Raw genomic sequence first — 13,463 nt, forward strand, 5'->3', positions numbered from 1 at the left:
GATCTGGACCGTGCGGGCCCCGGCCGGGTCCGCAAGGCGGGTCGCCGCTAGGTTGGCGGTGTGGCCGCTGAGAAATCCCCCGCCGGAGACGGCGAGACCGACGCCTGGGACGCCGACGCGAAATCCGAGGACACCGCCGCGAAGGTCCAGGACACCGACGACGCGGGCGTCCGGCCCGACGTCCTGGTGGCCTCGGTGATTCCCGCCTGGCTGCCGCGCGCCTACCTGCTGGCGGCGGCCACGGTCGCGGGCATCGTGGTCACCTTCTGGGCGCTGACCCGGCTGCAAGGACTGCTGACCGTGCTGGTGGTGTCGCTGTTCCTGGCCTTCGCCATCGAGCCCGCGGTGAACTGGCTGGCCGCGCGCGGCTGGAAGCGCGGGGCGGCGACGGGGGCGGTGTTCGCGGTCGTGACCGCGGTGCTGGTCGGATTCGTCTGGACCATGGGCGAATTGGTGGTCGGGCAGGTGTCGTCCCTGATCGAGAACCTGCCGCACGATATCCAGAGTGTCGTCACCTGGATCAACGACACCTTCCACACCGATCTCTCGGTCGCCGACATCACCGACCGCACCTCGGAGCTCAGCGCCAAACTCCAGACCTGGGCACTGGACCTCGCCGACGATGTGTGGGGCATCGGCACCACCGCCCTCGGCGTGCTCTTCCAAGGTCTGGGCGTCCTGCTGTTCACCTTCTACTTCGCCGCCGACGGCCCGCGCTTCCGCAACGCGGTCTGCTCGCTGCTGCCGCCGCAGCGCCAGCGGCACGTGTTGCGCGCCTGGGGCATCGCGGTCGAGAAGACCGGCGGCTACCTGTACTCCCGCGCCCTGCTCGCGGCCTGCTCGGCCCTGGCGCACTACGCCGCCATGCGAGTCCTCGGGATCCCGTCCGCCTTCGCCCTGGCACTGTGGGTCGGCGTCGTCTCCCAGTTCATTCCGACCGTCGGCACCTATCTCGCGGGCGCGCTCCCGGTCATGGTGGCCCTCGCCCACGAGCCGCGCACGGCGCTGTGGATCCTCGGATTCATCGTCGTCTACCAGCAATTCGAGAACTACGTCCTGCAGCCCCGCATCACCGCGACCACCCTGGACATGCACCCGGCGGTCGCCTTCGGTGCGGTCCTGGCGGGTGCGGCCCTCTTCGGCGCGACCGGCGCCCTGCTCGCGATCCCGGTCACGGCCACCGCGCAGGCCTTCCTGTCCGCCTACATCCGCCGCTACGACGTGGAGACGCCGGCGCCGACCACGCACGACTGATCCCTCGCCCGGACCAATCGGTCGGCTCGTATTCCGCCCGGCTCGCCCGCGTCGTACGCTGCGGTGGAGCGAAGCTTGGTGAGAGGACAGTGCATGACGGTGACGGACCAGCCGCCCGTCGGCGGCGAGACCGCCATTCGGGAATCGCGCTCCGGGGTCATCGAGCGGATGTCGGCCATTCTGGACGCGTTCGACAGTGGGCGGGAGTGCCTGCGGCTCGAGGACATCACCGATCGGACCGGGCTGCCGCGATCCACCACCTTCCGGCTGGCATGCCAGTTGACCGAACTGCAGTGGCTCGTGCACGACGAGCAGGGGTATCGGCTGGGCGCGCGGACGCGGCGGCTCGCGCGGATCACCGACTTCGAGGACATTCGGGCCGCGGCGTCGGCGGCCTTGTCGGATCTGCATGTGGCGACGGGGGCCGTCGCGCATCTGGCGGTGCTCGAGGGCAATACCGTCCACTACCTGGACAAGGTGGGCGGACCGTACGCGGCGTCCATTCCGTCGCGGGTCGGGGCGCGGCTGGACGCGACGCAGACGGTGTGCGGGCTGGCGCTGCTGGCCTCGATGACTCCCGAGGACGCGGACCGGGTGTTGCGACTTCCGTTGCGCAGCTCCACCGTTCGGCCGATCGCGCGCCGGCGGGCGGTCCAGGCCGACCTGTATCGGGTGCGGCAGCGCAATGGGCTGGCGGTCTCGCTGGGGACCACGTGTGAGCTGGGGATCAGCGCGGTCGCCGTGCCGGTGCTGGGTCCGGACGGACCGGTCGCCGCGATCTCGCTGGCCACCCGGGGCGAGCTGGAACTGCGGCGGATCGCGCCGCTGGTGTTCACCGCCGCCCGCCGCACCGCCGCGGAGATGTTCGCCGACGGGTCGATGGGGGCCGAGCCGCTCGAACCGACGTTGCGGACGCGCGCCCGGCTGGCCTGAGGCCCGTCAGCTGTTGGTACCGTCGGCCGGGATGCCGTCGGGCAGTTCGGCCGCCCCGCCCGAGCCGGAATCGGCTCCGGGGCAAGAGATTCCGAGCGAATAGGCTGTCATGGACAGCGAGCCGTAGCTGTAACCGTCGACCAGCGTATCGGTGTCCTCGGACGCGGCGGCGGCCAATCCCGCGAGATACAGCAGCGGGATGAAGTGGTCGGGGGTCGGCACCGCGAGGGAGTAGTCGCGCTGGTCGGTCAGCGCCAGGATGTCCGCGGGCCGGTTCAGCATGAGGTTCTGGGCGGCTTCGTCGAAGCGGCGGGCCCAGTCGAAGCCGGTGTCGGGGCGGCTGGGGTCGATGCCGCGCAGATTGTGCACCACATTGCCGCTGCCGACGATGAGAATTCCGCTGTCGCGCAGCGCGTGCAGCCGGATGCCGAGCTCGAGATGGTATTCGAGGGGCTTGTCGGCATTGATGCTCAGCTGCACGACCGGGATGTCGGCCTCGGGGAAGGCGTGTCGCAGCACCGACCAGGACCCGTGGTCGATGCCCCAGCTGTCGGTGTCCGCGCCGACCCAGTTCGGTTCGACCGCCTCGCTGACCTCCTCGAACAGCGCGGGCAGCCCGGGTGCGGGGTACTGGACGGCGAACAGTTCGGGCGGAAAGCCGTAGAAGTCGTGGATGGTGCGCGGGTGCGGCATCACCGTCACCGCGGTCGCGTTGATGTACCAGTGCGCGGACACGATGAGGATGGCACGCGGACGGGACACACTGCGGCCGAACGCCTCCCACGCCTGCGTGTACCGGTTGCTCTCCAGCGCGTTCATCGGGCTGCCGTGGCCGAGGAACGCGGCGGGCATGCGGGCGGCCGGGTCGGCGGCGGTCATCGCGGATCACCGGCCTCCGACGCCGGGGCGCGGCGCGGGGGCTGCGGTCCGCGGGTACGGGTCCGGCCGTGGGTGTCGACGGCGGCATCGAGCGAGAGGTTGATGTCCATCAGCTGGTCGATGGTGTCGCCGTGCAGCCGGACGAACTCCGCGCGGGCCTTGCCGCGCCGGAAGGAGATGAACGACCGGTCGGATTCGAGCTGCCAGGTGTACCAGAACAGGTACGGCACGGTGAGCACGAAATTGGCTATGCCCCAGACGATCCAGACGTCGTTGTTGAACCAGCCGTCCGAGGGCATCACCTTCGGGAAGAGGTTGTAGATGGCGATCACCAGCATCAGCACCGGGAGCGTGTAGATGCGCGCCATGATGTAGAGCTCGGGCCGCCGCTTCACCAGCGGATAGATCTCCGCGACCGCGAGAATGCACACGCTGGCCGCGAAATGCTCCTCCTCGGGCGGGTATCCGCCGAAGGTGAAGCACAGATTCCAGGTGGTGTAGAGGAAGTTCCACGCCATGGTGGTGTAGGCGACGAGCTCGGCATTGCGGCCCGGCAGGATCTCCCAGAACCGCGGCGAGTACGGGATCGTCAGGCACAGGCCGAGTCCCACCGCCGCGTTCCAGTAATTCCCGATCTCCGCGTCGCGCAGCGTCGCCTCAGCGATATTGAGGAACAGGATCGCGTACGGGAACCACAGGAACCGCGGATTGCGCAGGAGGTCCCAGAACCGCCCCACCCGCTGCTCGGCCACCGCGACGCGCATCAATCCGACGATGGTCAGCGGAATCAGCACCGACAGGATCTTGGCCCACGAGAACCAGTTCACCAGCCCGATATCGCGCCCGGGTCCCCAGATCCACAGCGGGAACGTCAGCAGCGACAGCCCCCACACCCAGGTCGCCGGACGCGGGTGCACCCGCATGTAGTCGACGATCACCCAGAGGATCGCACAGAACACGAGCATGGACACCGCGGTCACCCAGGTGAATGGGGCCGGGTTCCCAGTAACCGCCTCCGAGGCCGCACTGATCACAGCGATCCCGCCTTCCCACGAACAGACTGGCAACAACTCAGCAATCATAGATTCTCGCCATCGTGCCTCATGCGCGTCCGATTCCCGCCGCAACGCGCCACAATCGCCGACCAGCGCCTATCGTGGGCGGCAGGTCCGTCCCCGTCTCGGACCGGTTCTCCGCTGCGGACGCATACACCTCCGGGGGTTGCCTTGATCGACGAGCGGCCGATCGTGTTGACCGATGAGTTCTTCCAGGACCCGCACGCCGTCTACGCGCGGCTACGCGAGCTCGGGCCGGTCCATCACGTGCAGTTCCCGCACGGCGTGATCGGTTGGCTCGTAACGGATTACACCGCGGCTCGGCAGGTGCTGACCGATCCGACGGTGAGCAAGAACCTGCAAGCGGTGGCCGACGACGATCGGCTGGTGGCGGGTGCGACCGTCGCGGATCCGGGCAACAGACGGCACATGCTCAATGCCGATCCGCCGGACCACACCCGGATGCGCAAGCTGGTCGATCGGGCGTTCACCCCGGCCGCCGTCGCCGCGCTCGCGCCGCGCATCACCGCGATCGCCGACCACCTGCTCGACGCCATCACGCCCGGCACGACGGTGGATCTGCTGCGGGAGTTCGCCTTCCCGCTGCCGATCACCGTCATCTGCGAACTGCTCGGTGTGCCCGCCGCCGACCGCTCCGACTTCCAGCGCTGGTCGAGCGAACTGGTCAGTGCGCGGAGTCACGAGTCGAAGGCCGATGCCAATGCGCAATTGGCGAAATACCTCGACGATCTGATCGCCGACCACCGGACCGACGGCGGGACCGATGTGCTCTCGGCACTGATCCGCGCCACCGAGGAAGGCGATCGGCTCACCTCCGACGAACTCCGGTCCAATGCCCTGCTGCTGCTCATCGCCGGACACGAGACGACGGTGAATCTCATCGGCAGCAGCGTCCTCGAACTGCCCGACGATTCCGAAGCCCGGACCCGGATCGCCACGGATCCGGTGGCCGCCAAGACCTTCCGGGAAGAGGTCCTGCGATTCCACAGCCCGGTCAATATCGCGACCTTCCGCTACACGACGGCGCCGCTCACGCTCGGCGAGGTCCGCATCGAGGCCGGCGAGTTGCTCATGGTCGCCCTCGGCGCGGGCAATCGCGACCATACCCGCTTCGACGATCCCCAGACCTTCCACGCCGACCGAATCGACAACCACCACATCGCTTTCGGCTACGGAGCCCACTTCTGCCTGGGCGCGCCGCTGGACCGGCTCGAGGCCGATATCGCCCTGGCTCGTCTGCTCACCCGGTTCCCCGCACTCACCGTCGAGGATCGCGAGCGGTTGCGCTGGCGGCCGAGCCTGGTCATCCACGGTCTCAGCGAACTACCGGTCACCTGCCGCTGACCGATCGGGTGGATGGGACACTGTCGGGACCATTCACCCGATCCGGCGAGGAGGTCCCGGCGCTGTGCCGAAGATCCGGGCGGCGACCGTCGCCGAACACCACGCGGCCCAGCGGCGCGCGCTGCTCGACGCGGCGCGGGATGTGCTGGCGGCCGGGCAGGTGCCCACGCTGACCGAGGTCGCGACCCGGACCGGGCTCGCGCGGCCCAGCGTCTACCAGTACTTCAAATCGCGCGACGATCTGCTGATCGCGGTGATGGAGGACGCGTTCCCGCGGTGGAGTGCGCGCATCGCCCAGCAGATGGGCCGGGCCGCGACTCCGGCGGAGCGGGTGCTCGAATACATCACCGTCAATATCGATCTCGTGGTGGAGGGCGAGCACGCGGTGGCGCGGGCGCTCGCGTCCGCCCTGCCGAACAACGATATGGCCGGGCGCGCGCGGCAGTTGCACGACGGGCTCACCACGCCGCTCACGGCCGCGCTGGAGGAGCTGGGGGCGGCCGATCCGGAGCTGACCGCCGAGCTGGTGAACGCGATCGTGCACGCCGCGACCCGGATGGTCGAGGCGGGCACCGAACCGACGGTGGTCGAGGCGCGGGCGCGGGAGCTGGTGGCCCCGTACCTCGCGGCGCTGCCGGGCTAGCGGGCGCGCGGCCTACGGGAGGATCGAGTCGACATAGCCGCCGTCGACCCGTAGGGCACCACCGGTGGTGGTCGAGGCGAACGGGGCACTGAGGTAGACCACCATGTTCGCGATCTCCTCGGGCTCGATGAGCCGCTGGATCAGTGATTGCGGGCGGTGGACGCACATGAACCCACGCTGTGCCTGGTCCCACGGCAGCGCGGGATCGACCAGTTGAGCTGCTGCGGTGACGCCGTGCGTGTCCGCCCCGGTGGACCGCAGTTCGGCGACGGCGGACTCGACCCGGTCGGCGGTGCGGCCGTTCACGGCGACCCGCGCACCACTGCGAGCCAGTCCGGCGGCGATGGCCGGCCCGATGCCCTGGGTGGAGCCGGTGACGAGTGCGGTCTTGCCGGTCAGATCGATGTTCACGAGCGACGCTCCTTCACGGGGGACGACCGCGGCCGTGGTTCGCGCCGTGGCCGAGTCTATGGTCGCGGCCGGAGCCGGTCGCGCAGCGAGACGTCGTTCGGCGAGGCGCGAGGGTGCGCGGACAACTAAGGTCACGTCCCAAAACAGGGAGTACCGCGTGACCACACACACCGAAGCCCGCCCCTACCCGTTCGGGGAGCCGGTCCGGCTCGATCCGCCGCAGCTCGCGGCGAAACTGCAACGCGAGGAACCGATTTCGCGCATCCTGCTGCCGTACGGCGGCGAGGCCTGGCTCGTCACCCGCTACGCGGACGTGCGCTCGGTGCTCAGTGATCCCCGCTTCAGCCGCGCCGCCACCGTGGGGCGGCTGGACGTGCCGCGGGTGCGGGAAACCCCTGCGCTGCCGAACATTCCGACGAGCATGGACCCGCCGGAGCTGACCCGGCTCCGCAAACTCACCATGACCGCGTTCACCTCGCGCCGGGTCCAGCAGCTGCGCCCGCGCGCCGAACACATCGTCGAGGACCTGCTCACCACCATGGAGGCCGCGGGCTCCCCCGCCGATCTGGTGGCGGCGCTCGCGTTGCCGCTGCCGGTCACCGTCATCTGCGAAATGCTCGGTGTCCCACCGGAGGACCAGCATCGCTTCCGTGATTTCTCCGACGCGATCATGTCCACCACCGCCGTCAGCGATATGGAGCGCGCGATGGCCTACGCGGCCGTCGCGGGGTACCTGACCGAGCAGATCGCGGTGCGCCGCGAGCGACCGGCGGACGACCTGCTGGGCGCGCTGGTGGCGGCCCGCGACAACGAGGACCGGCTCAGCGAGGAGGAGCTGATCACCCTCGGCATCACCCTGCTGGTCGCCGGGCACGAGACCACAGCGAACCAGATCGCCAACTTCACCTACGTGCTGCTCACCGAACCCGGCGAATGGGGACGGCTGCACGCCGATCCCGGACTGGTCCCGACCGCCATCGAGGAGCTGCTGCGCTACATCCAGGTCGGCAACGGCGGCGCGTTCCCGCGCATCGCCACCGAGGACATCGAACTCTCGGGCACGCTGATCCGCGCCGGGGAGTCGGTCTTCGTCGACCTGCAGGCCGCCAATCGCGACGAGACGGTGTTCCCCGAGCCCGACACCTTGGACCTTTCCCGGCATCACAACTCGCACTTGACTTTCGGTCACGGATTCCATCACTGCGTCGGCGCACAGCTCGCCCGACTCGAATTGGACGTCACGCTGAGCACGATGCTGCGCCGATATCCGACATTGCGCTTGGCGATTCCGGCGGCCGATGTCGAATGGAAGACCGGCATGTTGCTGCGCGGCCCGAAGGCGCTTCCGGTGGCATGGTAGCCGAGTGAATACGCGCTGCCGGTACAGACAAATCTGGCTTACGGCAGCGCGACAACGGCATTGACAGACAAGTCTGTCCACCCACCCAGATCACACCCCCGGATGGTGATCGAATCGCTCTGAGCTGCAAGGCTGTTGAGAGCTACGGCTCACATTGACAGCATCTGCCACGTCCCGATAGCGTGTTGCCATGGCGTTGCGGGTCATCTGACCAACAGCGGATAATTGTCGGGGACTCGCTGTCGGGATTGTTTTGTGACTGTTTTTCAATCGGTTTCGCATTCGCGCGGAACGACATCATTTCAGTTTGGAAATACATCATGCCAGCGGTGATCTCGGCCGTTGTCGTCGATGAACTCATTCGCAATGGCGCGCACTGGTTCGTGTATTGTCCCGGCTCTCGCAACGGCCCGATCGGCTTCGAATTGGCGCGGCGCGCGCGGGCTGGAGAGATCGAACTCCAGGTCCGGCTGGACGAACGCTCGGCAGCCTTTGTGGCACTGGGGATCACGAAGGCGACCGGCCGTCCGGCGGTCGTGGTGACCACCTCCGGCACCGCGGTGTCGAACCTGCTGCCCGCGGTCACCGAGGCCAACTACTCGGATCTGCCGCTGGTGCTGGTGACCGCGAATCGCCCGCCCGACGTGCTGGGCACCGGCGCGTCGCAGACCGTGGACCAGACCGCGCTGCTCGCCTCGCAGACCCGTCACGTGCAGCAGACCTGGTCCGGCGGCGCGGTCGACGCGACCGCCAACGGCATACTGCGGTCGCAGGTTTGCCGCGCACTGGGCATCGGCACCGGCAAGCTGGTCGGCCGTCCCGGCCCGGTGCAGATCGACCTGCCACTGTCGTCGGGCGTGCCGCCGCTGCCCGAAATCGATTCTCCCGCAGGTCGTCCCGGCGGCGCCCCGTGGATCACCATGCCCGAGATCGCGGGTCCAGCGCACCCGGACGCGGTCGAGCTCGACCTGCGCCGGTCCACCCTGGTCATCGCCGGCGACGGCGCGGATCCGGCCGCCCTGCCGCCGGTGCCGGTGATGGCCGAGCCGACCGTCGCGGTCGGCGACCGGCAGCGCCTGCACCCCTGGGTTCTCGATCAGGTGCGGCCCGAGCAGGTCGTGGTCTACGGCCGTCCGACCCTGCACCGCAATGTGGGCCGCCTGCTCGCCCGGCCCGGCGTGCGCACCGTGCTCGTCGCCGGCGGCGGCGACTGGCTCTACGCCGCACCGGATATCGAACTGCTGTCCCGGAATCCGCGCTGGAGCGGCGCCCCGGCGCCGGACTGGATCGACGAACTTGGCCACGCCGACGAGACCGTGCGCGAGGCCTGGTCTCGGACCATGGCCGAGCCCGCCAACCGCCGCACCGGGGTCGGCGTGGCGCGCGCGCTGCTCGGCGCCCTGCGCCCCGGCGACCTGCTGTGGCTCGGCGCGTCCAACCCGATCCGCGACGTCTCGCTGACCGGCCTGATCCCGCCCGGCGTGGACGTGCTGTCCAATCGCGGCGTCGCGGGCATCGACGGAAACGTCAGTGCCGCAACCGGAGCCGCGCTCGCGCACCCCGATCGGCGGGTCGTGGCGCTGCTGGGCGACCTGACCTTCGCCTACGACGCGTCCGGGTTGCAGACCGGGCGGCTGGAACGCATGCCCGCGAACCTGACCATCGTGGTGTCCAACGACGCCGGCGGCGGCATCTTCGAGCTGCTCGAACAGGGCGATGCCCGCTACAAGCGCGAGCCCTACGGCGACACCTTCGAACGGATCTACGGGACGCCGCAGAACATCGACATCGCCCACCTGTGCCGCGCCTACGACGTCGCGCACGCCACGGTCGAGATCGACGACCTGCCCGCGTCGCTGGGTCACGCCCGGCGGTCCGGTCGGCTGTCGGTACTCGAAATCCCGGTCACCCGAAACGATCTGCGTGATGTGCACGCCCGCACCCGCCAGGCGGTGGAGGCGGCGTTCGACGCGACCACCGTCTCGGCGCTGAATCTCGAGCTGGAGCTGCACTCCTGATGTCATACCCGTCCGACGCCATACCGCTGACTCCCCTGCTCGTGCCCGAGGATCCCGACGCCGCGGTCGACACCGTCCGCCGCGCCATCGAGGTCGCGTACCGCGGCGGCGAGGCCATCGCCCCGATCACCGATCCCGGTCAGGCCCACGGGCTTCCGTCGACCGTGCCCGCCACCACCGCGGTGGTGCTGTCCACCTCCGGGTCCAGCGGCGTCCCGAAGCGAACCCTGTTGTCCCGCACCGCCCTCACCTCCTCGGCGCAGGCGAGTTCGGAGCGGCTCGGCGGCGCGGGCGACTGGCTGCTGTGCCTGCCCGCGGGATTCGTCGCGGGCTTCCAGGTGATCTCGCGGGCCACGCTCGGCGGCACCCGGGTGACGACGCTGCCCGGCGGCCACTTCGATCCGGCCGCGTTCGCCGCCGCGGCCCGGCGGCTGCCCGCCGGTCGCCGCTACACCTCGCTGGTGCCCACCCAGATCACCCGACTGCTCGCCGACACCGAATCCCGTACCGCCCTGGCGGTTTTCGACAAGATTCTGATCGGCGGCGCCCGCCTCGACGACGAGACCGGCCGTGCCCTGCGCGAGCTGACCGACGCGGTGGTCACCTACGGCATGACCGAGACCTGCGGCGGCTGTGTCTACGACGGCACGCCGTTGCGCGGTGTGCGGGTCGAGATCATCGACGGCATAATCCATCTCGGCGGCAGCGTGGTCGCCGACGGCTATCTCGATGCCACCGGCGAGCAGCCCTTCTACCGTGAGGGCGACACCCGCTGGTACCGCACCTCGGACCGCGGGCACTGGTCGCAGGAGTTGCTGGTCCCCACCGGCCGCGTCGACGACCTGATCAACACCGGCGGCGTGAAGGTGTCCGCGATCGCGATCGAACAGGCCCTGACCGGCGTGCCGTGGATCGAGTCCGCGGTGGTCATGGGCGTGCCCGACCGCGAGTGGGGCGAACTCGTCGGCGCGTATCTCGTGACCCGCCAATCGATTCCGGACCCCGACCTGGAGCCGCTGCGCGAACGCGTGCGGCAGCGGCTGGGCCGGGCCGCGGTGCCCAAGCGCTTCGTCCTCGGCGCCGAGCTGCCATTGCTGCCGAACCAGAAGATCGACCGCCGCGCCGTGCGCGACCGACTGACCACCACCGAATCGGAGCACTCCCATGCATGATCCCGTGCGATTCCGCCTGGCCGGCGCGAACGGCCCGGTAAGCCTGGACGGGCCGCTGATCTGCTATCACAATCTCGCCGAAGCGGAGGCCGCGGTGCGGGCGGGCGCGTACGGCAATGTGGTGGCGGGCGCGATCCCCTTCGACACCGAGCTCGCCGAGTCCTCGCTGTACCTGGGCTGGCGGACCGCCGAACACCGGCCGAGCCCGCGGCTGCCCGGCCGACATCCGGAGTTCCGCGCCGACGTCGAGTTCAACGACGCCGCCATCGCGAACTACCTGCGCCACATCGACGACGCGCTGACCCTGCTGCGCGCCCCCGAACCCGAGCTCGAGAAGATCGTCATCTCGCGCTGCGAGCGCTACTTCTACGACGGCGTGGTCGATCCGCTCGCCCTGTTCGCGCGGATCACCGAGCTGTACCCGAACGCGCGCGGCTACTTCGTCGAACACCTCGACCATCCCGGCGTGTACACGATGGGCGCGAGCCCGGAGCTGTTCCTGGCGAAATCCGGGGCCGCCATCACCATGACGCCGCTGGCCGGAACCGTGCTGCGCGACACCCGGCTGCCCGAATCCGCGGACCGCGAACGCGCCCGCGCCCTGCTCTTCGACGACAAGTACCTGACCGAGCACCGGCACCTGGTCGACTTCATGGTGAAGGGCCTGTCCGCGTTCTGCCCCGACCTCGACTATCCCGACGATCCCGAACTGGTGACCGCTCCGGGCCTGTGGCACTTGGGAACCCCCATCACCGCCCGCCTGCTCGACCCCGAGATCCCGGTGACCGAGCTGGTCGCCGCGCTGCACCCCTCCCCCGCGGTGTGCGGGGTGCCGCAGACCGGGTCGCGGCGCATGATCGCCGACTACGAACCGGCCCGCGCCTACTACGGCGGCCTGGTCGGCTGGATCGACAGCGCCGGCGACTGCGAGTTCCACATGGCGCTGCGCGGGCTCGAATTGGATTCCCACCGCAGCGATCTCACGCTGCGCACCGGCGGCGGCGTGGTGTCGCGCAGCCGGATCGACACCGAGTTCGCCGAAACCTCGGCCAAGCTGGCGACCATGCGCCGGGTGCTGGGGATCCCGTGATGCGTGACGCGGTCATCGTCGCGGCGGTACGCACGCCGATCGGACGGGGAAAACAAGGCGGCGCGCTCGACGGCGTGCACCCGGTGGATCTGATGGCGCACAGCCTGCGCGCCGTGGTCGAACAGGCGGGCATCGATCCGGCGCTGATCGACGAGGTCATCGGCGGTGTGGTCAGCCAGGTCGGCGAACAGGCCACCAATGTCACCCGGCGTGCCTCACTGGCGGCCGGGTTCCCGGAGTCGGTGCCCGCCAGCACCATCGACCGGCAGTGCAGCGCCAGCCAGCAGGCGCTGCGCTTCGCCGCGCACGCGGTCATCGCCGGGGACTGCGACCTGGTGGTGGCCGCCGGCGTGGAGTCGGTGAGCCGGATCCCGATGGGCACCAGCCTGCTCGACGTGGACAACCTCACCGGATCGGCGTTCCTGGAACGCTATCCGCAGGGCGTGCCGTGGCAGGGCATCAGCGCCGAACTCATCACCGCGCGGTGGGGATTCGGGCGCGGCCAGCTCGACGACTACGCGCTCGAGAGCCACCGCCGCGCCGCCGAGACCACGCAGCGGGGCGGATTCGACGCCGAACTGACCCCGCCGATCAATGGCCTGGCCCGCGACGAGACCATCCGGTTCGACGCCTCCGCGGCCGGACTCGGCGCGCTGTCGCCGTCGTTCTACAACGAGGCCATCGCCCAACGCTTCCCGGAGATCGCCTGGCACATCACCGCGGGCAATGCCAGCCAGCTCGGCGACGGCAGCGCGGCGGTGCTGGTCACCACCAGCGAGCACGCCAAGCGGCTCGGGCTCACCCCGCTGGCCCGGATCCGCAGCCATGTCGCGGTCGGCGACGACCCGTTCCTCATGCTGACCGCCGTGGTGCCGGCCACCGAGAAGGTGCTCAAGCAAACGGGATTGACGCTGGACGACATCGATCTCATCGAGATCAACGAGGCGTACGCCAGCGTCGTGCTGGCGTGGGCGCGCGAAACCGGGGCCGACCTCGACCGGGTCAACGTCCACGGCGGCGCGATCTCGCTCGGGCATCCGCTCGGGGCCAGCGGGGTGCGGCTCACCGCCACCCTGGTGCACGCGCTGCACGAACGCGGCGGCCGCTACGGGCTGCAGACCATGTGCGAATCCGGCGGTCAGGCCAATGCCATGATCCTGGAAGCACTCTGACGCAGGCCGCACGGCACGCGCCGCGCCTGGCTCAGTGCGCGGGGCGAGCGGCGGCCAGGATCGCGGCGAACGCCGGGTCGCCCGCCGCGACCTAGGCGAACGCCGCCGCGA

Annotated in this window: 12 protein-coding genes; 9 read left to right on the plus strand and 3 right to left on the minus strand. The window is 69.8% G+C overall.

The window, feature by feature from the left end; translation table 11 throughout:
- Nucleotides 1-60: 60 nt before the first annotated feature.
- Together ACFV4K_RS30210 and ACFV4K_RS30215 are read left to right on the plus strand one after the other, a co-directional pair.
- The gene (locus ACFV4K_RS30210) at nucleotides 61-1,254 is read left to right on the plus strand and encodes an AI-2E family transporter (RefSeq protein ID WP_379279498.1); all 1,194 of its coding nucleotides are present in this window, start codon (nucleotides 61-63) and stop codon (nucleotides 1,252-1,254) included.
- Between the two features lie 93 nt (nucleotides 1,255-1,347).
- The gene (locus tag ACFV4K_RS30215; protein WP_379279500.1) at nucleotides 1,348-2,187 is read left to right on the plus strand and encodes an IclR family transcriptional regulator; all 840 of its coding nucleotides are present in this window, start codon (nucleotides 1,348-1,350) and stop codon (nucleotides 2,185-2,187) included.
- Nucleotides 2,188-2,193: 6 nt separating this feature from the next.
- Here the strand turns inward: ACFV4K_RS30215 and ygiD are convergent, their stop codons facing one another.
- Entirely contained in the window at nucleotides 2,194-3,039 is an 846-nt protein-coding gene (gene ygiD, locus ACFV4K_RS30220; RefSeq protein ID WP_379279516.1) for a 4,5-DOPA dioxygenase extradiol, read from the minus strand.
- 23 nt (nucleotides 3,040-3,062) lie between these two features.
- Nucleotides 3,063-4,037 (minus strand): hypothetical protein, encoded by a 975-nt coding sequence (locus ACFV4K_RS30225; RefSeq protein ID WP_379279501.1) that lies wholly within the window; start codon nucleotides 4,035-4,037, stop codon nucleotides 3,063-3,065.
- A gap of 276 nt (nucleotides 4,038-4,313) precedes the next feature.
- Here ACFV4K_RS30225 and ACFV4K_RS30230 point away from each other — a divergent pair, with 276 nt between their 5' ends.
- Together ACFV4K_RS30230 and ACFV4K_RS30235 are read left to right on the plus strand one after the other, a co-directional pair.
- Entirely contained in the window at nucleotides 4,314-5,486 is a 1,173-nt protein-coding gene (locus ACFV4K_RS30230; RefSeq protein ID WP_379279503.1) for a cytochrome P450, read from the plus strand.
- Between the two features lie 64 nt (nucleotides 5,487-5,550).
- Nucleotides 5,551-6,129 carry a TetR/AcrR family transcriptional regulator gene (locus ACFV4K_RS30235; protein WP_379279505.1) on the plus strand — a complete coding sequence of 193 codons (579 nt, stop codon included), beginning with the start codon at nucleotides 5,551-5,553 and terminating at the stop codon, nucleotides 6,127-6,129.
- A gap of 12 nt (nucleotides 6,130-6,141) precedes the next feature.
- On the opposite strand, the gene ACFV4K_RS30240 is transcribed toward ACFV4K_RS30235, so the two are convergent.
- Nucleotides 6,142-6,540: an SDR family oxidoreductase gene (locus tag ACFV4K_RS30240; protein WP_379279506.1), complete on the minus strand. Its 399-nt coding sequence runs from the start codon at nucleotides 6,538-6,540 to the stop codon at nucleotides 6,142-6,144.
- A 157-nt stretch (nucleotides 6,541-6,697) separates the two neighbouring features.
- Between ACFV4K_RS30240 and ACFV4K_RS30245 the strand changes: the two genes are divergently transcribed.
- The 5 genes from ACFV4K_RS30245 to ACFV4K_RS30265 all read left to right on the plus strand — a co-directional run bounded on the left by ACFV4K_RS30245 (nucleotide 6,698) and on the right by ACFV4K_RS30265 (nucleotide 13,352).
- Entirely contained in the window at nucleotides 6,698-7,900 is a 1,203-nt protein-coding gene (locus tag ACFV4K_RS30245) for a cytochrome P450 (protein ID WP_379279508.1), read from the plus strand.
- A 329-nt stretch (nucleotides 7,901-8,229) separates the two neighbouring features.
- Nucleotides 8,230-9,918 carry a 2-succinyl-5-enolpyruvyl-6-hydroxy-3-cyclohexene-1-carboxylic-acid synthase gene (gene menD, locus ACFV4K_RS30250; RefSeq protein WP_379279510.1) on the plus strand — a complete coding sequence of 563 codons (1,689 nt, stop codon included), beginning with the start codon at nucleotides 8,230-8,232 and terminating at the stop codon, nucleotides 9,916-9,918.
- Nucleotides 9,918-11,090 carry an AMP-binding protein gene (locus ACFV4K_RS30255; protein ID WP_379279511.1) on the plus strand — a complete coding sequence of 391 codons (1,173 nt, stop codon included), beginning with the start codon at nucleotides 9,918-9,920 and terminating at the stop codon, nucleotides 11,088-11,090. The genes menD and ACFV4K_RS30255 overlap by 1 nt, the downstream gene beginning before the upstream one ends.
- Entirely contained in the window at nucleotides 11,083-12,180 is a 1,098-nt protein-coding gene (locus tag ACFV4K_RS30260; RefSeq protein WP_379279513.1) for a chorismate-binding protein, read from the plus strand. Before ACFV4K_RS30255 ends, ACFV4K_RS30260 begins: the two co-directional genes overlap by 8 nt.
- Nucleotides 12,180-13,352: a thiolase family protein gene (locus tag ACFV4K_RS30265; protein WP_379279515.1), complete on the plus strand. Its 1,173-nt coding sequence runs from the start codon at nucleotides 12,180-12,182 to the stop codon at nucleotides 13,350-13,352. The genes ACFV4K_RS30260 and ACFV4K_RS30265 overlap by 1 nt, the downstream gene beginning before the upstream one ends.
- The last annotated feature ends 111 nt before the right edge of the window (nucleotides 13,353-13,463 follow it).

The sequence above is a fragment of the Nocardia sp. NPDC059764 genome (assembly GCF_042732555.1).
In the GTDB taxonomy this organism is placed as follows: domain Bacteria; phylum Actinomycetota; class Actinomycetes; order Mycobacteriales; family Mycobacteriaceae; genus Nocardia.

What these genes read in the sequence shown, in the direction of transcription:
- ACFV4K_RS30215 (WP_379279500.1), top strand. Translation starts at nt 1,348, where the DNA reads ATGACGGTGACGGACCAGCCGCCCGTCGGCGGCGAGACCGCCATTCGG.
- ygiD (WP_379279516.1), bottom strand. Translation starts at nt 3,039, where the DNA reads ATGCCCGCCGCGTTCCTCGGCCACGGCAGCCCGATGAACGCGCTGGAG.
- ACFV4K_RS30255 (WP_379279511.1), top strand. Translation starts at nt 9,918, where the DNA reads ATGTCATACCCGTCCGACGCCATACCGCTGACTCCCCTGCTCGTGCCC.
- ACFV4K_RS30260 (WP_379279513.1), top strand. Translation starts at nt 11,083, where the DNA reads ATGCATGATCCCGTGCGATTCCGCCTGGCCGGCGCGAACGGCCCGGTA.
- ACFV4K_RS30265 (WP_379279515.1), top strand. Translation starts at nt 12,180, where the DNA reads ATGCGTGACGCGGTCATCGTCGCGGCGGTACGCACGCCGATCGGACGG.